Source organism: Streptomyces sp. NPDC058246 (genome assembly GCF_042881985.1).
Lineage (GTDB): Bacteria > Actinomycetota > Actinomycetes > Streptomycetales > Streptomycetaceae > Streptomyces.
The window spans coordinates 90,560-113,130 of sequence record NZ_JBHVWZ010000027.1 but is presented as its reverse complement, the minus strand read 5'-3'; the positions used below and the strand labels follow the sequence as shown (position 1 = coordinate 113,130).

Genomic DNA, 22,571 nt, shown 5'->3' with positions numbered 1-22,571 from the left:
GCAGGGTGGGCCCGGCCGGCGCGCGCCGGGGGGGCCCCCCCGGGGGGGGGGGCCCCGGGCCACCTGTAAGCATCGGCCGACTCAGAAGTCAGGCGTCAGCGGTCCCGGACTAGGCGGGGACGATGTTCTCCGCCTGCGGGCCCTTCTGGCCCTGCGTGACGTCGAACGTCACCTTCTGGCCTTCCTGCAGCTCGCGGAAGCCCTGGGTGGCGATGTTCGAGTAGTGGGCGAAGACGTCAGCGCCGCCGCCGTCCTGCTCGATGAAGCCGAAACCCTTTTCCGCGTTGAACCACTTCACGGTGCCAGTAGCCATGTCAAATCTCCTTCGGGGCAAAGCTCGAGAGCCCACACTGTGTGGACTCGCGTCGCCGCAATGATTGCCCCATCCGGAAAATGCACCGGAAAAACTTTGGGAACCACAACTGCAACTGAAATCGACAGTAGCACGATGTGAGGCGCGGAGGGGGCGCACTATCTCACCCGGACCTGGGGAATAAGAAATTCTGGCGGCAACGTGAGCCAAATTCTGCGCCGGCGGAAACAGATATTCGCGCCTGCCCGCGCGCCCCCCCATGCCCCACCGTGCCTGACCGCACCCCACCGGGCCTGACCCCGGCACGGCCGGGCTCACCCGGACGGCGCGGTGCGCTGGTGGGTACGCGTGCCCGGTGATGGCGTGGGAGGACAGACCCCGCCTCGGGAGGCTCACGTCATGAACCGTCCATCGTCGTCCTGTCTCCTCGCGTCCGCCCTGACCGCGGGCATGCTGCTGTCGACGGCCGGGTGCGGCGACAGTGGTGGCGGTTCCGGTCGTACGGACGTCTCCGCGTCCGCCGCGGCCAAAGAGGTGCCCGCCGCCTCTCCCACCGTGTCCGCCGGTCCCACGCTGAACGAGGTCCAGGCCCGCTCCGCGCTGATCACCAACACCGACCTGGGGTCGGAGTGGGACGAGACGCAGGGCGCGGCGACCTGGCGGGACGCGCTGCTCAAGAGCAAGGTCGACGCCTCCGCCTTCGTCACGGACAAGGGGGACGCCGCCGACTGCCAGCGGCTCCTCGACGGCCTGTACGCCGAGGACCTGCTGGGCAAGCCGAAGGGGGCCCAGGCGGTCACCGGCTTCGACGACAGCGACAACGAGGCGCAGATGCGCTACCAGGTCGCCACCTACGGGCGGTCCGAGCTGGACGCGAAGCTGGCGTGGCTGAAGACGCTGCCGACGAAGTGCGACCAGTTCACGGCCGTCGACAACACGGGCGGCCGGCAGACCGTGCAGGTCATCAGCGCCTCGCTGCCCGGCGTGGGTGACGCCCGTGAGGGGCTGCAGATGACCATGAACGGTGAACTGGACGGCGAGCCCACGACGTTGACCCTGGACATCGCCGCCGTACGGGTCGGCGACAGCGCCGCCTCCCTCACCAACGGCGGGCTCGGCGGCGCCGACTCCAACTCCACCCAACAGGCCGTCGAGGCAGGTGCCCAACGCCTGACGGACGTCCTTGCGGGCAAGACTCCCCCGCCCACCGCCACCCCGTGACAGGGGCCTGGCCCGTCAGCCCGTCCGGCATTTCCGGCGTCTCCGGCGTCTCCGGCGTCTCCGGCGTTCGAGGACGAGACCTCAGCCCCCCGACGGCGCCCCAGGCGTCGGCGCCGTCCCCGCGATCTCGATCACGGAGCCGAGCCGCAGCCGCTCGTACAGCCACTTCGCGTCGGTCGGGCGCAGACCGATCCATCCGGTGGTGCGGTCGTAGTGGCCGGGCGCCTTCTCGTCGTACGAGAGGGCGGCGATGTAGTTCGCCGTCCCGTCGGCGGCGCCGAGTTCGATGACCCAGGACACCTTGAGGCGGTAGTCGTTCTTGATGCCGGCCTCGCTGCCGGGCATCGTCTTGGCGGACTCCTTCGCGGTGACCGTCATCCGGCCCGTCCCCGTGGGCGTCCGCTCGGCGCCGGAGGAGAGCGGCAGTTCGCGCCCCGCGACGGAGATCACCCGCCGGGACAGGTCGACCGAGGCGTCAGGTGTCGCCGGAAGGCTGGGCGCGCCGGTGGGGCTCGCGGCCGGGGCGGGGCGCCGGTCCGAGCCGTCCCCGCCGAGGTGCACCGCGACGACCAGGGCGAGTGCCGCCGCGGCCGAGGCGCCGGCCACGGTCATGGTCGTACGGCGGCGACGTCGACGGCGTACCGCCCTGGCGCGGATCTCCGCACCGGACAGCGCCGGGAGGGCCTCGCCCTCGGCGGCCAACTCCCGGAGATCCGAGGTGAGTTCATCGGACACGGCCGCCCTCCTTCTCGCCCTGGTCCGCGGAATCCGGCCCCGCCGCCGAGTCCGGCGCGGCTGCCGCGCCCGGCACATGCGCCGCGTCCGGCGCAACTGTCGCTTCCGGCGCAACCGTCGCTTCGGGCGCATCCGCCGAGAGCACCCGTGCCAGTGCCGCCCGGCCACGGGACAGGCGGGCCTTGACCGTGCCCACGGGGGCACCGGTTTCGGAGGCTACCTGCTCGACACTCAGGTCGCACAGATGGTGCAGGACCAGCGCCATCCGCTGCGCCTCGGGCAGCGTGCGCAGCGCGGCGACCAGGGCGGTGCGCTCGGGGCCGGGGCCCGGCGTGTGCTCGGGCGGCGGAGTGTGCCGTACGAGCTCCAGCCAGCGGCGCGCCCGGCGCCAGCGGCTCACCGCGAGCCGCATCGCCACCGTGCGTATCCACGCCTCGGGCGCACCCTCGGCGAGGAACTCCCGCCGCCGGTCCCAGGCGCGTACGAACGCCTCCTGGACGACGTCCTGCGCCTCGCCGTGGTCCCCGGTGAAGGCGTAGAGCTGGCCGGTCAGCCGGGGGAACGCGGTCGCGTAGAACGCGTCGAACTCTTCCTCGGTCATGCCCGGTCAAGCCCCCCGCCGGAGTTTCCGGATTTTCCGCGGCCCGGTGCAACCCGGCCGTCCGTGCCATGCGTACAGGTCCCGTACGCCGCACATCGAAACACACCACAGGGGGACCATGATGACCACGGGGAGCATGGGGACGGGGAGCAAGAGGGGTCGGCTCAGGCGGGCTTGGGGCGCGGCGGCCGTGTGCGCACTCGCGCTGGCGCTGGCGGGCTGCTCGGCGAAGGCCGTCGCCGACGGGAGCGGTGGTACGGGGACGGGGACCGGCCCGGCGGGGCACGGGGGCGGCGCGGGGCGGACCTCCACCGGTACGGCCCGTCCAGAGCCGAAGCCCACGTCCACGCCCCTCAAGTCCCTGACGGGCGCGCGCGTCAACATCGCCGACGGGCAGACCGTGGGCGTCGGCATGCCCATATCCGTGACCTTCGACCACGTGATACCGACCGCCGAACGTCCTGACGTCGAGCGGCAGTTGAAGGTCACGGCGGATGCCGAGGGTTCCTGGAGCTGGGTCAGGGACCGAAATCTGCTCGACGGGCAGCGCGTCGACTTCCGGCCGCGGGCGTACTGGAAGCCCGGCACGCGGGTCACCGTCCGGGCCGGCGCCGGGATCACCCGCCACTTCACGGTGGGCCGCTCGCTGGTCGCCACGGTCGACGTCCGCACCCACACCATGACCGTGAAGAAGGCCGGTTCGACACGCCATGTCCCGGTCACCGCGGGCGCCCCGGGCATGGACACCTGGAACGGCACCATGGTCGTCTCCGACAAGGCGACCAAGGTGTTCATGAACTCGCGGACAGTCGGCTACGGCGACGCGTACGCCGGCTATTACTACTACGCCGTGCACCTCACCACCTCGGGCACGTACCTCCACCAGAACCCGAAGGCGAACACCTACGCCGGGCACCAGAACGTCACCCACGGGTGCGTCGGTCTCGCCACCGACGGCACGGCGAAGGCCTTCTACGACGAGGTCATCCCCGGCGACGTCGTCACGGTCGTCGGCTCCAAGGAGACGGTGGCCGTCGGCAACGGATACGGCGACTGGAACCTGAGCTGGGAGCAGTGGCGGGCGGGCAGCGCGCTCGACTGATGTGACACCCGGGAAAGAAAACCGGCCGCCGGTGTCATCCGGCGTACCCCCGCCGGGAGTTTGAAGGGGTGGAGAGGCGCCCTCCCATCCGTTCACCCAGTCGCCACTCATTCCATTCATTCCATCCCGTTCGTACGTCGCAAGGAGTTGTCCGTTCAATGACACGGATACGGATCCAGAAGTACGTGGCCGCGACCGCGGTCGCCGTCGCGCTGGTCGGGGCGCCGACGGTGTCGTACGCCGCCTCACAGGGGAAGGCGGCGCACGGCACCCTCCAGCGGGTCGCGGCCGAGAAGGCCCCTTCGGCCCGGATCGTCGCCCCCGGCGAGCACGTGAAGGTCCCCGGCGGTGCCGAGATCTGGCTCACGGAGGAGGGCAAGCACTGGACGACGCCCGACAACCCCGAGCCGCAGTTCCGCAGTGTGGTGGACGGGAACATCGACCGCGGCATGCCCGGTGTGTCGCTGCAGACGGAGGGCGTGGCCGGCCACTACTTCCTCTCCGGCCTGTACTACGGCGGCAAGGGCACCGCCTCCCGCGTCGAGGTGCAGACGAAGGACGGTGTCGTGCACGGCAAGCTTCTCGAGCTGCCGGGCAAGCCCGGCTGGGGCGTCTGGTACGCCACCGCCGAGGTGCCGACGACGGGGGACGACGGCGGCCTCGACTACTTCGGCAGCGTCACCGTCCACGACACCAAGGGCAAGATCTACGCCCGGCTGAAGCTGAACTGAGCGGGTGAGTGGGGGAGCCGGGGGATCGGGGATCTCGGGATCGCGAAGTCGGGCCGCTCAGGTCCGGCGTCCGGCTCACAGCTCCCGGGCCCCGGCCCTCCCGGCCCCTCCCGGCCCTGCAGCGCCCCATCCCCCCATCCCCCCGTATCCCCGACCACGTACCCGACCCGAGGGACCGCCGGACGTGCCGCTCCACCCCACCGACGCCTCCCAAGTCCCGTCCGACAGCGGGGACTTCGCCGCGTACGCCACCGCGGCCTGGCCCCGCCTGGTCCGCACCGCGCACATGCTCACCGGTGACTTCCACGAGGCCGAGGATCTCGTCCAGACCACACTGGCCAAGGTCTACGCCCGCTGGCGGCGGATCCCGCACGACGACGTCGACTTCTACGTACGGCGCTCGCTGGTCAACAACAACCTCAGCCGGGTGCGCAAAAGACGGGTCGCGCATCTGCTGATGCCGTTCGTGCCCGAGCGGGTGCACCAGCGCGAGCCCGGGCACGCGGAGGCCGTGGAGCAGCGGGCGGCCCTGGACCAGGCGCTGGCCGCGTTGTCGGCGCGGCAGCGGGCCGTGATGGTGCTGCGCTACTGGGAGGACCTGGGCGAGGCCGAGATCGCCGAAGTGCTCGGCTGCTCGGTCGGCACGGTGAAGACGCATGCCCGGCGCGGCCTGGAGGCGCTGCGCGCCCATCCCCTGTTCGCCGGCCGCCACCCCGTTTCCGGAGCCCGCCCATGAACCACCCGTTCCGTTCCCCGCGCCCCCCGGCCGAGGCCGAGCGGCTGCGCGAGGTGTTCGCCGAGGCCGCGTACGACGTCACGCCCTCCGCGGTGCCGCTGGCCGCCATCGAGCGTGAGGGCCGCCGGCGCGGGCGGCGCCGCACGACCGCCGTGCTGGGGGCCGCCTGCGGGGCGCTGCTGGTGCCGCTGGCCGTGGTGGTCCTCCGCGACGGCGCGCCCGCGGCGCCCTCGGAACCGAGCGACCGCGTGAAACCACCCGCCGCGAGCACCGGCACCCCGAGCCCCTCCCCCTCCCCCTCTCCTTCGGGGAGGGTGCGGGTCGTCACACCCGGCGAACGGGTGCAGGTCGCTCCCGGCACCAAGATCTGGCTGGCGGAGGACGGCAAGCACTGGCTGGAGCCGGGGGCACCCGAAGCCCAGTTCCGCAGCGTGACCGACGGCAATCTCGACCTGAGCGCACCCGGCGTCGGCCTCCAGGAGTCCGGTCAGCAGGACGGCACGTCCTTCCTCTCCGGCATCTTCCACGGCCCGGGCAAGCCGGCACGCGTCGAGGTCCGGACCCGCGCCGGCAACCTGAACGGCACCGCTCTCACCCTCCCCGGCAACCCCGACTGGGGCGTCTGGTACGCACTGGTGAAGGTCCCGCACTCCGCGGCGCCGGGCACCACCTCGACCAGCGTCACCAGGAAGGTCACGGTGTACGACGCGGCGGGCGGCGTGCTCGCGAGCCAGGAGTTCGGACCGTGAGAAGCGGGGCGGGAACCCGGGAGCGGCCCGGCCTCCGACGGCCCGGGAAGCCCGGCCCCCGGCGGCCGGTCCGTCCACGGACCCCTCACCCGCGAGGGGCCGGGAACCTCCAGCCCGCCGAGCCCGGGATCCCCGAGTCGGAGCGGGATCGAGACCATCAAGCCCTACCGCCCGCCGAAATAGGGCTCATACTGAACTCACGATGACGAAATCCTCCGCGCCCCGGCGCCACCTGCCCACCAGCCCCTTCGCCGCCCCGGTCGTCCCCGTGGCCAAGGAGTTCAGCCTCGGAGACCGCGTCTCCCACGACCAGTACGGCCTGGGCACGATCGTCGGCGTCGAAGAGGGCATCGCGATGCTCGTCGACTTCGGCGCCCGCCAGGTCCGCGTCCTCAGCCCCTACACCCGGATGGACCGACTCTGATCCGCGCTTTGTGACAAAGCCGCGCACCCGGCCACCTCACCCTGCGGCAGCGGCCCTCACAGGTTGCCGGGTCTGCGGTGTGCGGCGGTCCAGGTGAAGGACCACCTGCGTGTGGAAGCGGTGGACGGAGTCGTCGACGCTTCGGATGAAGCCGGTCTCGGTGTTGCCGCGGGTGTTTCCCATGCCTCGGAAGAGGGACAGCCGGAAGCCTGTGATCTGGGCGCCGTTCTTGGGGAGGATGTCAGCCGGTTCGGGGCGCAGGCGTTCCAGGGTGCCGCGCGGGCCACCTGGCTCACCCGCGACGAGGGTCTCGACGTGCAGATCGGCCGGGGCGTCGTCGAGCTGTCGGACGAGCCGCTTGGCCCAGGTGAGCGGATAGCCCTGATCGGGTGCCGCGATCTCGATGGACGTACGCAGCTTGCCCGTGCGCAGGTCCGCGCAGAGCGCGAGGACGCCGGGCGTTCCCTCGATGCGCAGCTCGGCGTCCAGCTTTCCGTCCCGGCACAGCTGGTCCGCCAGGGCCGCACGCCGCGCCCGAGGGTCCGTACCTCGCTTGGCCCGCTGGACGGGGAGCACCTTCTCACCCAGTTCGCCGCCCAGCCGTAGGCACACCTGCCGCACGAGCCGTTCCCAGCTTTCGACGACGTCCGCGGCCCGCGGGTCGCCCTGGCACAGCGTTTCGTCATCAATGCCGTTGCGCACGGGCACCCAGGCAGGGCCCATGTTCTGGAAGCCGTGGCACCCGGAGTTCTCGTGCTGGAGGTAGTGCAGCAGCTCCTGCAGCAGCCAGGCGTGCGCGGCGTTGGCCAGGCCCTCGTGGCGGATCAACATCTGCGCCTGGTGTGTCACTTCGGCCCAGGACAGATGCCAGCGGGCCACCTTGTGCTTCCGTCGGCCGTCTGTCTTCACCTCGACGAGCGGACTTCCGTCGAGCTCCACATCGTTGGACAGGGTGATCACGGCCTCGTAGCCCCGCCGGGCGGCGATGTCGACGTACGCCTGCACCTGGTCCGGCTTGAGAGAGTTCCCGTTCGTCTTCGTTTCCACGAGCGCGGTCCACAGCTTGCCGGCGCGCTCGACGCGGATCACACCGTCCGGCCGCCTCGGGGAGTCACCGTTCGGCAGCGAGACTTCGGTGAAGGTCTCCATACGACCAGCCGGTGCCCCGAAGGCCGCCGTCAGCCTGCGGCCGAACTCCGGCACCTGCGCCATCACCGACAGCAGCACCGAGGTGGCCCGCGTCTCCCGCTCTCGGTCGCTCTTCAGCGCAGAGGCAGGGAAGAGCCGGGCCATGCGCCAGGAGTCGTTGTCGGCGAGGGACTTCTTGGCCACCTTGGGCAGCGTGACCTTCTTCTTCGCGGTACGGGGGCGGGGAACGGCCTTTGCGGATATGGCCTCCACCGGTGCGGGAACCGTATGCGCTACGACGACCGGCTCAGGGACTTCGGCGTACACCGCGTCGCCCGCCGGCTCCCCCGCCTCCGGCCGGGGGTCCGCGTCGTCGTCGATGTCGACGCCGAAATCGGTGGCCAGACCGGCCAGGCCGGATTCGTATCCCTGACCGATCGCGCGGAACTTCCAGTCCCCTCCTCGTCTGTAGAACTCACCGAAGAGGAGCGCGCCGACCCCACCCGCGTCGTCGATGGAGTACCGCAGCAGGCTCTCCCCGGAGCCGTCCGCGAGCGTCAGCCGCAGGTCGGTGAGGTCTCCGAATCCGGCCCCCTCGTACCGGCTGGCCGCCACGACGATCTGCTCGACCCTCGGCGGAATCGCGGTGAGGTCGAAAGTGATCCGGTCCTCGTTGCCGTCGGCCGTCGGCGCCTTGCCCAAGAGCTGCACGCTCCCGTCGGGCGCGACCGGGTTGTTGTAGAAGTAGAAGTCGGCGTCTGTGCGCACTTTGCCATCGGCACCCAGCAACAACACGGAGACATCCGCGTCGCCCACTCCCGTCGGACTGCTCCAGCTCAGGCTCACCATCACAGAGCCGACGTCCGCGCTCAGGGACGCCAGACCGACATTGGCGCCCTTGATCATCTCGTGCATGAGGCCCCCCAGATGCACAGCCGCGCAGGAGCCCCCGGCGGCCTGTTCTCGTAGCGATGTGTGACGCGCCCCACACCCCGGCGCATCACGGGAACCTTAGCGCCCACCTCGGGACATCGGCGGCGGTTCGTCACTGCCGTTGTCCGTACCACGCAACGATCCGCTCCTCGCGGACCTCTGGACGAGCCACCTCGCGCGCACCACGCGAGGCCCCTCGATCGGCCCACAGAGTCACGGGGGACGGGGAGGAGTAGTCATCCGGCGCTTCCGGTCCGGGCCGGGCCTTGCCGCTCGGCATGCCGTGCCGCGTCGGCCCTAACGCCTCTCGTACGGGTTCGCCGGCTGCTTCACCGTCTTCACCCCCGTCGCGTCCAGCACGGGCGGCCATGCCTCCTCCGAGCCCAGCTTGCCCTTGGGGTGCCAGGTGCCGGTGACGGTGACCCAGGTGTCGTTCACGGGGGCGTCGGCGCCCTTGACCTGGATCTTGTACGTACTCGCGTCGGCCGCGCAGCACGTGATGAGGAGCCGGGCCAGGTACCAGGTCCCGTTGGCGCCCCGGGTGACGAATCCCGTCATCCGGACCGTGCGCCCCTTCAACGACCTGCCGCTGTCGTAGATCGCGCGGGAGGTGAACTGGCCGAGGGTCAGGTCCACCGGATCCCCGGCGGGCAGCGCCGGAAAGGTCCCGACCCCCTGTGCGGCCCGCTGCGCCGCCTCCCGCCCGGCGCTGTACGAGCCGAGCGCCGGGGGTGGGAAGAGCAGCAGGGCTGCGGCGGGGACGGCTAGGAGCCATGCCATGCGCGGGGTACGGGCGTGGTCGTGGTTGGGGTTGTGGTTGGGGTTGTGGTTGTGGTTGGGGGTGTGATCCGGATCGTCGCCCCCCTCGTGTTCCCCGTCGTACGTCCCTGTCGTTGCGGTGGTCTCGGTGGGGGGCTCGGTGGTCGTTGTGGTCCTCGCGCGTACGGCGGCCAGCAGGCCCAGGACGACCAGCGCCAGCCCGGAGACGACCAGGTACACCCGCAGGCCCGCCTGCACATAGCGCAGGTACAGGTCGCTGAAGAGGGAGATCCGCAGCACCGCCGCCCCGCTCAGCAGGAGCAGCAGCGCGGCTCCGTATCGCCTCACAGGAGCCACCACCCGATCAGCGAACTGCTCAGCAGGGCCACCACCCAGGTCACGGACGAGAAGCGCGCCGCGAAGGCCTTGCCGAAGGTGCCGGCCTGGAGCGCGATCAGCTTGAGGTCGACCATCGGTCCGACCACCATGAACGCCAGTCGCGCCGTCGGGGAGAAGCCCGTCAGGGACGCGGCGACGAAGGCGTCGGCCTCGCTGCACACGCACAGCACGACGGCGAGGACGGCGAGAAGCAGGACCGACAGCCAGGTCGAGCCGGTGAAGACGTCGAGGACCGAGCGGGGCACGACGATGTTGAACGTCGCCGCCGCGGCCGCCCCGAGCACCAGGAACCCGCCCGCGTGCAGGAAGTCGTGCTGGAGTCCGGCGCGAAAGCCGTCCCAGCGGGAGCCGGTGGAGGAACCGGTGGAGGCGGTGGAGGCGGTGGAGGAATCGGTGGAGCCGGAGGCGGCGGCACGGTTCGGCGGGGTCCGGAGCCATGCGTCGTGGCCGAAGCGGACCCACAGCCAGCCCATCACGACGGCCGTCGCGAGGGAGGCGGCGAGGCGGGCGACCACCATCATCGGCTGCCCCGGGAAGGCGATGGACGTGGCGACCAGCACGACCGGGTTGATCGCGGGTGCGGAGAGCAGGAAGGCGAGGGCGGCGGCCGGGGTGACCCCGCGCCGCATCAGGCTCCGGGCGACGGGGACGGAGGCGCACTCGCAGCCGGGGAGTACGACGCCGGCCGCTCCGGCGACGGGGACGGCGAGCGCCGGGTTGCGGGGGAGGATCTTGGTGAAGACCCGTTCGGGGACGAAGGCGCCGATCGCCGCCGAGACCAGGGTGCCGAGGAGGAGGAAGGGGACGCCCTGGACGGCGACGGCCGTGAAGACCGTCCACCAGGCCGCCATCGCGGGGGTGGCGATGTCGAGGGCGAGCGTCGGGCCGAGGACGGAGACGACGGTGGCGATGGCGATCAGGGCGAGAGTGCCGAGCACCAGGTGAACGAGGGTGCGGGCGGCGATGCGGGCCCCGTCGGCGAGACCGCGCCGGGGCGCCGGGTACTCCTGGTTCTCCACGCGCGCCCGTCCCGCCTGACCTCGTGTGCACTCCCTGTACGCGTCCGGAGGTTAGCGACGGGTGCTGTGCGGGGGCGCGGAAACGGCAAAGAGGGGGCTGTGCGGGCGGGGGCGGCCCGAGGGGTTGGTACCCGTCCCGCAGTCCGTCCCGCAATCCGTCCCGCAATCCGTCCCGCAATCCGTCCCGTACCCGGGGGCGCCGCCCCGGCCCCCCTCTCCTCAGCCGCCGGAGGGGCTGAAACAGGGCGCGATCAGAGCGGAGGCTGGGCCGGGGCGGGGCCCAGGGTCGTCGTGCCGGGCGCCGTGCGGTGGCCCAGTCCCGTGCGGTACGCGTCGAGCGCGGCCTCCACCCGTCCCGTACGGCGAAGAAGGTCACCCAGCAGCCGGCACAGGTCGGCAAGATCCCCCGCCGCCCCGGCCCGCTCCAGCAGGCTCAGCGCCCGCACGTAGTGCTCCTCGGCGGCCTCCGTGTCCCGCGCGTCCTCGGCGATGATGCCGAGCAGGCGGTGCGCACCGGCCGAGTGGATGGCCCCGCGCTCGGGACTCAGATCGCCGAGCACCCCACGGAGCAGCCCGGCGGCCTCGTCGGACTTGCCGCGCCGGTGCAGCACATCGGCCAGTTCGACCGCGACCTGGCTGGTGTAGAGGGCGGCCCGCTTGGCGGAGAGCATGGTCTGCGCCTCGCGCAACTCGCCCTCGGCACGCTCCAGTTCGCCGTTCTGGACGTACAAGTACCCGCGCATCCAGTGGCAGTTGGCCAGCTCGGTGCGGATCTGGAGCTGGCGGTAGAGCTCGGCGGCCTTGGCGAGGGAGACGTCGGCCTCGGCGACGCGCCCCTCGGCGATCATCGTCCGCGCCACCGAACGGTGCATCCGGGCCACCAGCGCCGGGTCGCCGACCTGGGGTGCGAGGGCGAGCGCGAACTCGGCCGCCTGGGCGGCCCGGGCGTGCGCGCCCATGTCCATGTAGGGCCCTATGACCCCGGTGTACAACAGCAGGAGCGCGTCCGGGTCGTGCAGCCCCGTCCGATTGAGTTCGTCGAGGGTGGTCTCGAACAGGTAGCAGGCGTAACGGAGTTCACCGGCGAGGTAGTGGGAGACGGCGCGTCCCCGGATCGCGGGTACGCGTTGCGGTAAGGGTGCGTCGCCCATCCTCCGCTCGGATTCCTCGAAGCGCTCACGCGCCGTGGCGAGGTCGCCCGTCTCCAGGGCGCATTCGCCGAGCCCGAGGAGGGACGCGGCCTGCTCGGCGGCCAGCCCGTGCGCGTCCGCCTCCGCCAGCAGCCCGGTGTACTGCTCCGCCGCGACCTCGGCCTCCCCGGTGGCGAGCGTGCGCTGGGCGTCGGTCAGGCGCAGCCGTAGTTCGGTGGCGAGGTGGGCGGGGCGGCCGGTGGTGATCTCCTCGTAGGCCACCCCGAGCCGCTCGGCGATGTGCCGCAGCGCGGGCTCGGAGGCCCGGACCCGCCCCGCCTCCACGGTGGAGATGTACGCGGGCGTGTACACGGGTTCCGCCAGTTGCCGCTGGGTCAGCCCGCGTGCCGTACGAAGCTGTTGCACCCTGCGCCCGATGATCTCCGGGTCGTCACGCTCCGCCATGGATTAAGCATGCCATTAAGTCGACTTACATTCAGTCAACTCCCGACTATGATCCAACTCTCCTTGACCCTCTTGCTCTTGGGCGCCGGGAGCCCCTACGTTAAGCGGCGGATTAAGCTCGCTTAATACTGCGCTGTTGTTGCGAGGTCGCCGTGCTCCGACGTGTTTTCGCGCGCTACTCCAGAGGGTTCGGCGCGGCCGTCATCGCGGTCGCCGCCCTGGTGACGGCGGCCAACGCGGGCCCGGCACGGGCCGAACAGCCCCACCCCGCCTCGCAGGCCCAGTACGCCGACGATTCCGCGCCCGCGTCCACCCCCTGACCGGCAGGCGCGGGCATACCCTGACCGGGTGACCTCTGCCGCCGCTCGTGTCGCCCTCGACCTCACCGCCGACCTTCCGGTTCCGGCCCTGGAGGAGCTCTACCGGGATCTGCATCGGCACCCGGAGCTTTCCCTGCGGGAGAACCGCACGGCGGGGGTTCTCGCCGGGCGGCTGCGGAAGGCCGGGTACGACACCGCCGACGGGGTGGGCGGTACGGGGGTGGTCGGCGTCCTTCGGAACGGGGACGGGCCGACGGTTCTTCTCCGGGCCGACATGGACGCGCTCCCGGTCCAGGAGGAGACCGGGCTGCCGTACGCCTCCGAGACATCCGGCGTCATGCACGCCTGCGGTCACGATCTGCACGTCACCTGGCTGGCCGGTGCCGCCGACGCGCTCGCGGCCGGGCGCGACACCTGGTCCGGCACGCTGGTCGTCCTCGGGCAGCCCGCCGAGGAGACGGGCGAGGGGGCGGCCGGGATGCTCGCGGACCGCCTCTACGAGCGGTTTCCGCGGCCCGACGTCCTGCTCGCGCAGCACGCCGTGCCCGGTCCCGCCGGGCTCTACGCGCACTCTCCCGGGCTGATCATGTCCGCCTCCACCGACATCGACATCGTCGTGCACGGGCGCGGCGGGCACGGCTCGCGTCCGGAGACGACCGTCGACCCGGTGGTGACGGCGGCGTACATCGTGACCCGGCTGCAGACCGTGGTGAGCCGGGAGATCGCGGCACGCGAGTCGGCGGTCCTGACCGTGGGGAGGATCGAGGCGGGATCGCGGCACAACATCATTCCGTCCGAGGCCCGCCTCGCCCTCAACCTCCGTACGCAGTCCGAAGAGGTGCGGGAGCGGATGATCGCCGCCGTGCGCCGCATCGCGGTCGGCGAGTGCGCGGCCGCCGGCTGCCCGCGCGAGCCCGGGATCACCGTCGGCAGCAGCTTCCCGATGACCGTCAACGACCCCGACACCGACCGCCGTATCGCCGCCGTGCACGGCGAGGTCTTCGGCGCCGGGACGGTCCTCGACCCCGGTCCGGCCATGGGCAGCGAGGACTTCCCGCGCCTCGCGGAGGGCGGACTGCCGTACTCCTACTGGTTCGTGACGAGCACTCCGGCCGATGTCTGGAGCGCGGCCTCGGGCGACGACCTCCTGGAGCGGCTCATGGCCGTGCCCAGTAATCACAGTCCGCACTTCGCGCCCGACCTGTCCACGGTCGCGCCGGGCGTACGGACGCTGGTGTCGGGGGCGCTGGCCTCGCTGTCGGTGGAGTGAGTCTCAGCCCTGCGTCTGGAGCTGGAGCCGGCGCAGCTGCTGCTGGATGTGGTCCAGCGCGCCTTCCCGGCGGCCGGGTACCCGCAGCCTCAAGTCGGCCAGTGCGGAGCCGAGTTCACGGGCCCGCTCCGGATCGTCGACGCGGCCCCACTGGTGGTGGGCGCGGTCCACTGCCGACTCCACGGCCGGGGCGTCGGCGGCCTGCCGCGCGCCGAGGCGGGCGCTCGCGATCGCCAGCCAGGTACGGCAGCTGAGCTCCGCGTCCCCGGCGAACATCGCCAGGTCCGCGCGCACCTCCATCCAGTGCAGCACCTGCTCGGAGCCGGGCCCGTACGTCCGCAGCGCCTCCCGTTCCCGCCGACCGGCCAGCTCGGCGGCCTCACCGTGCCGTCCGGCCTGCACGGCGGTCGAGATGGCCTCGTGCGGGTCCATGGAATCCACGCGATCCAAGGAAGGCTCGGAAAGCTCGGAGTCCGCGGGATACAAGTCCGCGGGATACATGGGATACACGGGATCCACCGAGGTCAAAGGCGCCGCGGGCGGCTGGACGGGCAGCGGCGGTGGCGCCGGGAACCCCATGGTGGGCGCCAGCACCAGGTCCCTGATTCCGCCGTCGCCCGACACCCGGGTCAGCGCCTGCTGGTGAAGCTGCGCAGGCGGCGGCCGGTAACCGCTGCGGAGGATGGTGGCGACGGCGCGCATGTACGCCGGTGACGCCACCGTACGGCGCGGCGGGGGCGGGGCGATCCGCCCGTACAGGGCGGTGGCCGGACCCGCCGTCAGCGGGCGGGCGATGAGCTGGTCCCAGGTTTCCGCGTCGGTGTGCAGGTCGACGAAGAGGGTGGTCGTGCCCGGCGGCCGCAGCCGGAGTTCCTCGGTGATCCAGTGCCAGGGGAAGGCGGTGTAGCGGACCGTCGCCGGGGTGGTACGGGCGAGGGCCAGGTGAGGCAGGTGCTGGCGGCGGTCCCGTTGCAGCTGGCCTGTCACGAACATCGTGAGCGGGCCGGGGGCCGTGGCCGCCGCGCGCAGGCGGGTGAGCACCGCCTGGGGCTCCAGCGGGTCGGCCAGTTCGACGACGTTCGCGGTGTCGGTGCCCGACAGTACGGCGGGCGACACCGCCGCCAGGACGGGGAGCACGGACGCCGCGTCCACCAGACACCCCTTGCCCACCGGCGAGGCCGCGAGGAGCAGCACGGTTCCGGGCATAGGTTCCCTCCCCATCGATCACGTACGGCAGCACCGTAACCGCTGCGGGTGCAAAGGGGGGACGCGAGGACCGCAGACGGCCGCCCGTCGCCGGACGGTCCCGGCCGTCTCGGGCGCTATCGGCGTCGTACGGCGAAGATCGTCGTGTCGTCGGCCAAGTGCCCCCCGCTGTGCCGCAGCGTGCCGTCCCGGACGAGTCCCACGAGCAGGCGAGGGTCGACGATGCGCGGGTCCCTGGCCAGGGCGCGGGCGAGTCTGTCGCGCAGCGGGAAGAAGGCGCCGGTGGCGTCGCGGGCCTCCGTCACACCGTCGGTGACCAGCAGCAGCGTCTCGCCGGGGGCCAGCGGGACGCGCAGCACGGGCGGCGACCCGTACCCCAACTCGCTGAGCCCGAGCGGCAGTCCCTCGCCGGGCGGCAGCACGCGCACGCCGTCGGGGGCGACCACGAGCGGCGGCTCATGGCCGAAGTTGACGACCTCGACGGTGTCCTGGGTGCTCGCGGTGCCCGCGGTGTCCGCGGTGTCCGGGGATGTGGCCGGGAAGCCGATCAGGACTCCGGTGGCGAAGCGGTCGCCGTGGTCCCGCCCGAGCTCCGCGCTGTAGCGCAGGTGCCGCTGCATCCGGATCTCCAGACGGTCGGCGACGGTGTGCAGGAGGGGTTCGTGGTACGCCGTCTCGCGGAACGTGCCGAGCAGCGCCGCCGCCGTCTCCACCGCGGCGAGCCCCTTGCCCTGGACGTCGCCGAGCAGGACGCGGGTGCCGTGCAGGCCCGGCTGGATGTCGTAGAAGTCGCCGCCGACCCGGGCCTCGCTGTCGGCGGCCAGATACACGGCCGCGTGGTCGAGGTCGCCCCAGCCGGGCGCCAGCGGGCGCAGCACGGTGCGCCGGGTGGTCTCGGCGATGTCCTGCATGTGCAGCATGCGCTGCTCGCCGCGGACCCGGACCGCGCAGGCGAGGACGGCGAGGACGCCGCCGATGGCGACGAGGATGAAGTCGGGCAGGCCCGTCTGGTACTGGTGCGGCCAGGAGGTGTCCACGGTGACGTAGGTGATCAGCGACAGCACCGCGAGCGCCGCCGTGCCCCACACCCCGCAGATCGCCGCCGCGATACCGGGCACGAGCACGATCCAGGAGATGATCCGGAACTCGCCCGAGGTGTTCCAGTCGAGCACCGCGATGACGACGAGCAGGAGCAGCGGCGGCAGCCATGCCACGCTGCGGCCACGCACCCGCAGCAGCTGCTGCCGCTGCACGGCGTCCGGCCGCTCGTCGGGCGGCGGCGGGGCGAGTAAGGGTCTTCGGGTACCCACCTCGCCGTACCGCCTCGTCCTCGTGCGCTTCAGTACGCGACCGACATCCGGGCCCGTGGGTGGGCGTCCTTCTCCAGCTCGTCGACGAAGGCGATCGCGTAGTCCTCGGCGCTGATCCGGCTGTTGCCGCGGTCGTCGGTGAGCATCCGGTCGCCGCCGATACGGAACGTGCCCGTACGCTCGCCCGGGGCGATCTCCGCGGCGGGTGAGACGTAGGTCCAGTCCAGGCCGTCCTCACCGTTGTCACCGTCGCCGCCGAGCGAGCGGTAGAAGGCGAGGACGTCGCGGTGGGCGAGGGCCTCCGGGAGGTAGGCGTCGGGGAAGCCGGGCTGGTCGGTCGCCGTCTGGCCGGGCGCGACCTCCAGGCTGCCCGCGCCGCCGACGACCAGCAGCCGCCGCACTCCGGCCTGCCGTACGCCCTCCACCAGCCCCTCGTTGAGCGCCAGGAACCGCCCGCGGGGATCCTTGCCGTCGCGCGGCGGCACGCAGGCCGACGCCACCGCGTCCGCGCCTGCCGCCAGCTCCGCCACCTTCGCGGCGTCCGAGGCGTCCCCGGCCGTCGCGACGACCCCGGGGACCGGGGACTGACCGGACCGGCTCACCGCGATGACCTGGTGTCCGCGCGCCGACGCCTCTGTGGCGATACGGGTGCCGACCATGCCGGTGGCGCCGAAGAGAACGAGCTTCATGAAACTCAGCGAAACACGGGGTCAGAGCCGCCGCATCCCGACTTGCCAGGCGTGCCGGCGAGGTGTGCTCTGGAAGGCGGAGGGGGCGAGGAGAGAGGAGTGCTCCCATGGCTCATGCGGCACCGGCGTCACCCGCCCCGAGGACACCAGGGACCAACGAGACCGATGTCTTCGACGCGCGCACCCACGCCATCGCGAGGTGGGCGGTGCCCGTCGTCGGCGGGCTCATCTACGGCTACTGGGCCGCGGCCATCAACCGCAGCGGCGGCCCGATCACGGGCTGGAACATCCTGTTCGGTTTCGTGTGCGCCATCGTCGTCGCGGCGTTCTACATCGGCATACGCATGATGGCGCCGCTGATGAGGCGCGAACTGCACGCGCTGCTGTGGACCGCGTTCGCGGGCATCACGTTCGGATTCCTGTACAGCCAGACCGGCGCGACCGTCCTGCGGTCCACGGTCATGGCGCTGGCGGTCGCGGCGGGCGTGTTCGCGGTGGCCTTCTACCGCTACTACACGCACGAGGACGCGGAGGGGCATCCCGCTCCGCACTAGGTGCGTCGTCCCGAGAGACCAGGTGTGTCGTCCGGAGAGGTCGCTGACGCGGCCGGAGCCGACGCGCCGGGCGCCGGGGCGTGAACCATGGCGCACGGGGTCCCGGCATCACGCCGGGACCCCGTGCGTCTCCCTCACTCACCTACCCCCTGGGACGCGAGTCCCAGGAGCTGGAAGCGCCGCTCCTCGGGCTCCGGCTCCACGGGCCGAAGAGGAGGGCCGGAGTGGTGCGCCTCTCGGCCTCCTTGTCCTCAGAACCAGGAAACACCCGTTCGGGCGAGGCCTCCACCGGAGCGGGCGAGAGCCCGGTGCCGACCAGGTCCCCGTTCGGCTTGTCATATGCGCCCATTTGCAGTCAAACCGCTCGCACAAGGCGGCCTTTGGGCCTTGCCTGGGGGAGTGTCCCCACGTGTCAGGAGCGCTCTGTCGGCCGTACTGATCGTCCTCGCCTGCCTGCTCACGCCGCTCGGCGCGCTGTCGACCTGGGCGATGTACGGGATCGGCGACTCCGGGCGGTACGAGGAGACGATGGCGCCGCTCGCCACCGACGCCGACGTACGCGACGCGATCGCGGCCAACGTCACCGACGGGATCCTGCGCGAAGTCCACGTACGGCCCCGGCTCCAGGGACCGGTGAACCACTTCGTACGGGACGCGGTGCGCTCGTTCACCGAGACCGAGGCGTACCGCACGGCGTGGGAGGCCGCCAACATGGCCGCGCACGACGCCGTGATGCGGGCGCTGCGCGACGACAGCGAGGGGCCGGTGACCGTCGACCTCGCACCCGTCACCGAGCGGGTGAAGCGTGAACTCACCCATGGCCACATGCCGTTGGCGAACCGGATCCCCGTCGAGCACACCGAGTTCACGGTGCTGGAGGCGGAGGATCTGGCGCGGTTCCGGAAGGGGTTCCACGTGCTCGAAGTCGCTGGTTTCTGGCTGCCCGTCGCCGCGGTCGTCTTCGCCCTCACGGGCATCCTCGTCGCGGTGTGCCGCCGCCGCGCCGTGCTGGCGACCGGGCTCGGCACCGCGCTGGGCGCGGCCCTCCTCGGCGTCGCGATCGCCGTGGGGCGCCGGCTCACCCTCGCCGACCTGCCGCCCGACGTGTCCCGCACGGCCGCGGGCGCGGTGTACGACGCCCTCACGGACACCCTCCGGCTGGTCTCCTGGCTGCTGTTGGCCCTGGGCCTCGCGGTGGCTGTGACCGCCCTGGTCACGGGCGTGTACGCGCGATACCGGCGAGCGTCCGAAGCGCTCGCGCAAGCTCCGGCGGAGGAGTCGACGCGAGTCCGAGCCTGACACAGTCCCGCGTCCGCGTGCCGGGCGCCGGGACGGTGAAGGCGGAACCCGGCGTGATCGCCATCCCCCGCTCGGCCGCCGCCGCGACGAAGGGGTCCGCCCGCCAGCGGGACGGCAGCTCCCACCAGGCGTGATACCCACGCGGATCGGAGTGCACGATGTACTCGCCGAGATGTTCGGCGACCAGCAGCTGCCGGGCCGCCGCGTCCGCCCGCTTGGCGTGCACCAGGTGCTCCACCGTGCCGTCGGCGATCCAGCGCACCGCCGCCTCCAGGGCGAAGCGGCTCGCGGTCCACCCGCCCGAGCGCAGCGCGGCGGACACGCGCTCGACCCGCTCCTGCGGGGCGACGAGAAAGCCGACCGTGAGTCCCGGGGCGACGCGCTTGGAGAGGCCGTCGACGACGTACGTGCGCTCGGGGGCGTACGCGGCGAGCGGGTCGAGCGGGCCGTCGTGGAGGAAGGACCAGATGCGGTCCTCGACGACCGGGAGGTCCATGTCCCGTACGACAGCGGCCAGTTGGCGTCTGCGGCGGTCCCCCATCGTCACCGACGTCGGGTTGTGCAGGGTCGGCTGGACGTACACGGCGGAGAGCGGCGTCGAGCGGTGGGCGGCCGCGACCGCCTCCGGGCGCAGCCCGTCCGCGTCCATGCGCAGCGGGACCAGCGTGATGCCCAGACGCGTCGCGATCTCTTTGACCAGGGGATACGTCAGGGACTCGATGCCGAGGCGGCCTCCGGGCCGTACGAGGGAGGCGAGCGCGGCGGCGATGGCCTGCCGGGCGTTGCCCGCGAAGGCCAGCCGGGACGGCTCGGGGCGCCAGCGCGGGGTGGCGAGGAGGGAGGCAGCGGCCTCGCGGGCGGCGGGCGTGCCGGTGGCGGGCGCGGGGCGCAGCGCCTCCGTGAGGACGTCGGGGCGCAGCAGCGGGGCCAGGGCGGCGGCGAGGAGCTCCGACTGGCCGGGCGCGGAAGGGTAGTTGAGCTCCAGGTTGACCGACGCGGTGGTCGCCGGTTCGGCGAGCGCGCGGCCCGAGGCGGGCGGCGCGGCCCGGACGAAGGTGCCGCGCCCGACCTCGCCGACGACCAGTCCGCGCCGCACCAGCTCGCCGTACACCCGCCCCGCCGTCGATCCGGCGATCCCGCGGCGGCGCGCGAACACCCGCTGCGGGGGCAGCCGTTCACCGGGCCTGAGCCGCCCGGCGGCGATGTCGTCGGCGATCCGGTCGGCGATCCGCCGGTAGTCCTTCATCCCTGGTCCTTCATCCCTCGTCCTTCATCCCTCGTCCTTCACCCCTGGCCCTCGGCCCCTGGTCCTCCACCGCATTCCCCCTTCCCCCTTCCCCCTTCCCGCGCCCCGGAACGGGATTGCACCGAGGGCAAGGATCTTATTGCACCGAGGAGTTGGGCGTGCCTAGGGTCGTGGCCATGGCACCCTTCCTCGCATACGAGGACCGAGGGGGCGCCGGCTCGACGGCGCTGCCCCTCGTCCTGATCCACGGCCACCCCTTCGACCACACCATGTGGGCTCCGCAGATCACCGCGTTCGCCGCAGGGCGGCGCGTGATCGCCCCGGATCTGCGCGGCTACGGCGCGTCCCCCGTGATCCCCGGGGTCACTCCCCTGTCGGCCTTCGCGGAGGACGTCGCGGCGCTGCTGGACGAGCTGGGCGTGGCGGAATTCGTCCTGGCCGGGCTCTCCATGGGCGGCCAGATCGTCATGGAGTGCTACCGGCAGTTCCCCGCGCGGATCCGGGGGCTGGTCCTCGCGGACACCTTCGCGTCGGCCGAGACACCGGAGGGCAAGAAGGTCCGGAACGAGATGGCGGACCGGCTGCTGCGCGAGGGGATGCGCGGGTACGCCGACGAGGTGCTGCACAAGATGGTGGCGCCGTACGCGGACGCGGAGGTCGCGGCGCACGTGCACCGCATGATGACCTCGACGCCCCCCGAGGGCGCGGCGGCCGCCCTGCGGGGCCGGGCGGAACGCCCCGACTACCGCGACCTGCTGACCCGGGTCACCGTCCCCGCCCTAGTCGTCGTGGGCGCCGACGACGAGTACACCCCCGTCGCCGACGCGGCGGCGCTGCACGCGGCGCTCCCCGACTCCACGCTCCACGTCGTCGAGTCGGCGGCCCACATGCCGAACCTGGAGCGGGCGGAGGAGTTCAACGGGGTGCTGGCGGACTTCCTGGCCGGGCTCGAAAGCCGTCCCTGACCCGGAAGGCCCCCATGACCGGGAAGTCCCCTTGCCCGGGAGGCCCTCATGCCCCGGAAGTCCCCCGGCCCGGGAAGCCTTCATGCCCCGGAAGCCGCCAGGCCCAGGAAGCCCTCCATCACCCGGAAGCCCCCATGATCCGGTGGACGGGGCAACCCTCCGCCGCCGCACCCCGTCTTTGAGGGAGGATTCGGGCACCCCCACGGACGGGCGGACGAGCGGAGGGCCGGGCCTTGGACACTGCGGCGGCCGAGTGGACGAGCTCGGAGAGACCGGTCGGGGGGCGCCGGCACACCGGGCGGTCGGTCGCGCCCTGGGCGGCCGGGCTTTCGCTGGCCGGGGTGAGTGTCGTCGTCGGGTGCCGGGCGGCCGACACCGACGGGATCACGCCCGTACCGCAGCTACTGGCCTTTCTGCCGTGGCTGCTGGTGCCCACGGGGTTCGGACTGCTGCTGGCGCTGCTCGCGCGGTGGCGGGTCGGCATGGTGTGGGGAGTGGCCGTGCTGGGCTGCGTCGCCTGGTTCGTCGAGCCGTACGGGAAGACCGGCGAGCCCGGCGGAACTCCCCTCGCCGAGCTGCGGGTCATGACCTCCAACGTGGAGTTCGGACGGGGGACGGACGCGCTGATCCCCGTCGTACGGCGGGAGAAGCCCGACATCCTGTTCGTGGAGGAGTGCGAGTACGGGTGTTCGCGGGCGCTGCGGGACGCCTTCGGGGGGAGCGGCGGGGCCTATCCGTACCGGGAGGCCGTCGAGGGCGCCGGGTCCGACGGGTCCGTCATCATGAGCCGGTTCCCGCTGAAGGCGGCCGACGGCGTGCGCGGGACCATGGGCATGCCGGGAGCCGTCGCCGACGTGCGCGGACACGCCGTGCGGCTGCAACTCGCCCATCCCATGCCCCCGCTCCCCGGACAGCTCGACGTCTGGCGGCGCGAACTCGGCGAGCTGCGCGACTACGCCGCGGCGAGCGAGGACCCCACGATCCTCGCCGGGGACTTCAACGCCTCCCAGGACCACGCGGCGTTCCGCCGCATCCTCGACACCGGTCTGCGCGACGGCGCCCGCCTCGCCGGGGACCCGCGCACCCCGAGCTGGCCCGCACGGACCACCCCCACGCTGGGCGCGCAGATCGACCATGTCCTCGTCTCCGCGGACCTCTCCGCGGACGGGGCGACGTTCCCGCGCGTCACGGGCACCGACCACCGCGCCCTCGTCGTCGATCTCACGCTCCACCAGCGCACATGAGGCAGGAATGCGACGAGGGCGGC

23 protein-coding genes are annotated in these 22,571 nt (G+C 72.4%); 12 read left to right on the top strand and 11 right to left on the bottom strand.

Going from position 1 to position 22,571, the window contains the following annotated elements; all coding sequences use genetic code 11:
• Positions 1 to 109: 109 nt before the first annotated feature.
• Positions 110 to 313 carry a cold-shock protein gene (locus tag ACFVXA_RS30950; protein WP_010986199.1) on the bottom strand — a complete coding sequence of 68 codons (204 nt, stop codon included), beginning with the start codon at positions 311 to 313 and terminating at the stop codon, positions 110 to 112.
• A gap of 399 nt (positions 314 to 712) precedes the next feature.
• On the opposite strand from ACFVXA_RS30950, the gene ACFVXA_RS30945 reads away from it, so the two are divergent.
• A complete protein-coding gene (locus ACFVXA_RS30945; protein ID WP_383744409.1) occupies positions 713 to 1,534 on the top strand; it encodes a hypothetical protein in 822 nt (273 codons plus the stop codon).
• An 81-nt stretch (positions 1,535 to 1,615) separates the two neighbouring features.
• On the opposite strand, the gene ACFVXA_RS30940 is transcribed toward ACFVXA_RS30945, so the two are convergent.
• Together ACFVXA_RS30940 and ACFVXA_RS30935 are read right to left on the bottom strand one after the other, a co-directional pair.
• Positions 1,616 to 2,269, bottom strand: coding sequence for a L,D-transpeptidase (locus tag ACFVXA_RS30940; protein WP_383908057.1), 654 nt, complete (start codon positions 2,267 to 2,269; stop codon positions 1,616 to 1,618).
• Entirely contained in the window at positions 2,259 to 2,870 is a 612-nt protein-coding gene (locus tag ACFVXA_RS30935) for a SigE family RNA polymerase sigma factor (protein WP_389751903.1), read from the bottom strand. The genes ACFVXA_RS30940 and ACFVXA_RS30935 overlap by 11 nt, the downstream gene beginning before the upstream one ends.
• Positions 2,871 to 3,060: 190 nt before the next feature.
• Here ACFVXA_RS30935 and ACFVXA_RS30930 point away from each other — a divergent pair, with 190 nt between their 5' ends.
• The 5 genes from ACFVXA_RS30930 to ACFVXA_RS30910 all read left to right on the top strand — a co-directional run bounded on the left by ACFVXA_RS30930 (position 3,061) and on the right by ACFVXA_RS30910 (position 6,612).
• Positions 3,061 to 3,972 (top strand): L,D-transpeptidase, encoded by a 912-nt coding sequence (locus tag ACFVXA_RS30930; protein ID WP_384400848.1) that lies wholly within the window; start codon positions 3,061 to 3,063, stop codon positions 3,970 to 3,972.
• A gap of 158 nt (positions 3,973 to 4,130) precedes the next feature.
• A complete protein-coding gene (locus ACFVXA_RS30925; RefSeq protein ID WP_384400845.1) occupies positions 4,131 to 4,703 on the top strand; it encodes a hypothetical protein in 573 nt (190 codons plus the stop codon).
• Positions 4,704 to 4,887: 184 nt separating this feature from the next.
• Positions 4,888 to 5,439, top strand: a complete 552-nt coding sequence (locus tag ACFVXA_RS30920) for a SigE family RNA polymerase sigma factor (RefSeq protein ID WP_383908048.1) — start codon at positions 4,888 to 4,890, stop codon at positions 5,437 to 5,439.
• Positions 5,436 to 6,188, top strand: a complete 753-nt coding sequence (locus ACFVXA_RS30915) for a hypothetical protein (protein ID WP_390027833.1) — start codon at positions 5,436 to 5,438, stop codon at positions 6,186 to 6,188. The genes ACFVXA_RS30920 and ACFVXA_RS30915 overlap by 4 nt, the downstream gene beginning before the upstream one ends.
• Before the next feature lie 202 nt (positions 6,189 to 6,390).
• Positions 6,391 to 6,612, top strand: a complete 222-nt coding sequence (locus ACFVXA_RS30910; protein WP_362022257.1) for a hypothetical protein — start codon at positions 6,391 to 6,393, stop codon at positions 6,610 to 6,612.
• 36 nt (positions 6,613 to 6,648) lie between these two features.
• On the opposite strand, the gene ACFVXA_RS30905 is transcribed toward ACFVXA_RS30910, so the two are convergent.
• The 4 genes from ACFVXA_RS30905 to ACFVXA_RS30890 form a co-directional block, all read right to left on the bottom strand.
• Entirely contained in the window at positions 6,649 to 8,655 is a 2,007-nt protein-coding gene (locus ACFVXA_RS30905) for a TerD family protein (protein WP_389469587.1), read from the bottom strand.
• A 315-nt stretch (positions 8,656 to 8,970) separates the two neighbouring features.
• Positions 8,971 to 9,780, bottom strand: coding sequence for a TIGR03943 family putative permease subunit (locus ACFVXA_RS30900; protein ID WP_390027831.1), 810 nt, complete (start codon positions 9,778 to 9,780; stop codon positions 8,971 to 8,973).
• On the bottom strand, positions 9,777 to 10,850 hold the full coding sequence (locus tag ACFVXA_RS30895) for a permease (protein WP_390027829.1): 1,074 nt from the start codon (positions 10,848 to 10,850) through the stop codon (positions 9,777 to 9,779). The genes ACFVXA_RS30900 and ACFVXA_RS30895 overlap by 4 nt, the downstream gene beginning before the upstream one ends.
• Before the next feature lie 251 nt (positions 10,851 to 11,101).
• Positions 11,102 to 12,445 carry a helix-turn-helix domain-containing protein gene (locus tag ACFVXA_RS30890; protein ID WP_383744434.1) on the bottom strand — a complete coding sequence of 448 codons (1,344 nt, stop codon included), beginning with the start codon at positions 12,443 to 12,445 and terminating at the stop codon, positions 11,102 to 11,104.
• A gap of 152 nt (positions 12,446 to 12,597) precedes the next feature.
• Between ACFVXA_RS30890 and ACFVXA_RS30885 the strand changes: the two genes are divergently transcribed.
• Positions 12,598 to 12,765, top strand: coding sequence for a hypothetical protein (locus tag ACFVXA_RS30885; RefSeq protein WP_362022272.1), 168 nt, complete (start codon positions 12,598 to 12,600; stop codon positions 12,763 to 12,765).
• 28 nt (positions 12,766 to 12,793) lie between these two features.
• Complete coding sequence (locus tag ACFVXA_RS30880; protein WP_390027827.1) at positions 12,794 to 14,035, top strand: amidohydrolase; 1,242 nt, start codon at positions 12,794 to 12,796, stop codon at positions 14,033 to 14,035.
• 3 nt (positions 14,036 to 14,038) lie between these two features.
• Here the strand turns inward: ACFVXA_RS30880 and ACFVXA_RS30875 are convergent, their stop codons facing one another.
• The 3 genes from ACFVXA_RS30875 to ACFVXA_RS30865 form a co-directional block, all read right to left on the bottom strand.
• Positions 14,039 to 15,241 (bottom strand): hypothetical protein, encoded by a 1,203-nt coding sequence (locus ACFVXA_RS30875; RefSeq protein ID WP_383908032.1) that lies wholly within the window; start codon positions 15,239 to 15,241, stop codon positions 14,039 to 14,041.
• A 116-nt stretch (positions 15,242 to 15,357) separates the two neighbouring features.
• Positions 15,358 to 16,551: a PP2C family protein-serine/threonine phosphatase gene (locus ACFVXA_RS30870; protein WP_384022197.1), complete on the bottom strand. Its 1,194-nt coding sequence runs from the start codon at positions 16,549 to 16,551 to the stop codon at positions 15,358 to 15,360.
• 29 nt (positions 16,552 to 16,580) lie between these two features.
• Positions 16,581 to 17,240 (bottom strand): NAD(P)H-binding protein, encoded by a 660-nt coding sequence (locus ACFVXA_RS30865; RefSeq protein ID WP_362022283.1) that lies wholly within the window; start codon positions 17,238 to 17,240, stop codon positions 16,581 to 16,583.
• Positions 17,241 to 17,347: 107 nt separating this feature from the next.
• Between ACFVXA_RS30865 and ACFVXA_RS30860 the strand changes: the two genes are divergently transcribed.
• Positions 17,348 to 17,794: a hypothetical protein gene (locus tag ACFVXA_RS30860; RefSeq protein WP_384400827.1), complete on the top strand. Its 447-nt coding sequence runs from the start codon at positions 17,348 to 17,350 to the stop codon at positions 17,792 to 17,794.
• Positions 17,795 to 18,193: 399 nt separating this feature from the next.
• Positions 18,194 to 19,093: a hypothetical protein gene (locus ACFVXA_RS30855; RefSeq protein ID WP_389751920.1), complete on the top strand. Its 900-nt coding sequence runs from the start codon at positions 18,194 to 18,196 to the stop codon at positions 19,091 to 19,093.
• Here ACFVXA_RS30855 and ACFVXA_RS30850 read toward each other — a convergent pair.
• On the bottom strand, positions 19,008 to 20,339 hold the full coding sequence (locus ACFVXA_RS30850; RefSeq protein WP_362022291.1) for a PLP-dependent aminotransferase family protein: 1,332 nt from the start codon (positions 20,337 to 20,339) through the stop codon (positions 19,008 to 19,010). The genes ACFVXA_RS30855 and ACFVXA_RS30850 overlap by 86 nt on opposite strands.
• Before the next feature lie 176 nt (positions 20,340 to 20,515).
• On the opposite strand from ACFVXA_RS30850, the gene ACFVXA_RS30845 reads away from it, so the two are divergent.
• A complete protein-coding gene (locus tag ACFVXA_RS30845; RefSeq protein WP_390027824.1) occupies positions 20,516 to 21,304 on the top strand; it encodes an alpha/beta fold hydrolase in 789 nt (262 codons plus the stop codon).
• Positions 21,305 to 21,537: 233 nt separating this feature from the next.
• Positions 21,538 to 22,548, top strand: a complete 1,011-nt coding sequence (locus tag ACFVXA_RS30840; RefSeq protein WP_390027821.1) for an endonuclease/exonuclease/phosphatase family protein — start codon at positions 21,538 to 21,540, stop codon at positions 22,546 to 22,548.
• Positions 22,549 to 22,571: the final 23 nt, after the last annotated feature.

Coding starts and splice junctions, on each gene's coding strand:
- ACFVXA_RS30910 (WP_362022257.1), top strand. CDS start 6,391: ATGACGAAATCCTCCGCGCCCCGGCGCCACCTGCCCACCAGCCCCTTC.
- ACFVXA_RS30875 (WP_383908032.1), bottom strand. CDS start 15,241: ATGCCCGGAACCGTGCTGCTCCTCGCGGCCTCGCCGGTGGGCAAGGGG.
- ACFVXA_RS30865 (WP_362022283.1), bottom strand. CDS start 17,240: ATGAAGCTCGTTCTCTTCGGCGCCACCGGCATGGTCGGCACCCGTATC.
- ACFVXA_RS30860 (WP_384400827.1), top strand. CDS start 17,348: ATGGCTCATGCGGCACCGGCGTCACCCGCCCCGAGGACACCAGGGACC.
- ACFVXA_RS30905 (WP_389469587.1), bottom strand. CDS start 8,655: ATGCACGAGATGATCAAGGGCGCCAATGTCGGTCTGGCGTCCCTGAGC.
- ACFVXA_RS30935 (WP_389751903.1), bottom strand. CDS start 2,870: ATGACCGAGGAAGAGTTCGACGCGTTCTACGCGACCGCGTTCCCCCGG.
- ACFVXA_RS30950 (WP_010986199.1), bottom strand. CDS start 313: ATGGCTACTGGCACCGTGAAGTGGTTCAACGCGGAAAAGGGTTTCGGC.
- ACFVXA_RS30845 (WP_390027824.1), top strand. CDS start 20,516: ATGGCACCCTTCCTCGCATACGAGGACCGAGGGGGCGCCGGCTCGACG.
- ACFVXA_RS30890 (WP_383744434.1), bottom strand. CDS start 12,445: ATGGCGGAGCGTGACGACCCGGAGATCATCGGGCGCAGGGTGCAACAG.
- ACFVXA_RS30945 (WP_383744409.1), top strand. CDS start 713: ATGAACCGTCCATCGTCGTCCTGTCTCCTCGCGTCCGCCCTGACCGCG.
- ACFVXA_RS30915 (WP_390027833.1), top strand. CDS start 5,436: ATGAACCACCCGTTCCGTTCCCCGCGCCCCCCGGCCGAGGCCGAGCGG.
- ACFVXA_RS30850 (WP_362022291.1), bottom strand. CDS start 20,339: ATGAAGGACTACCGGCGGATCGCCGACCGGATCGCCGACGACATCGCC.
- ACFVXA_RS30925 (WP_384400845.1), top strand. CDS start 4,131: ATGACACGGATACGGATCCAGAAGTACGTGGCCGCGACCGCGGTCGCC.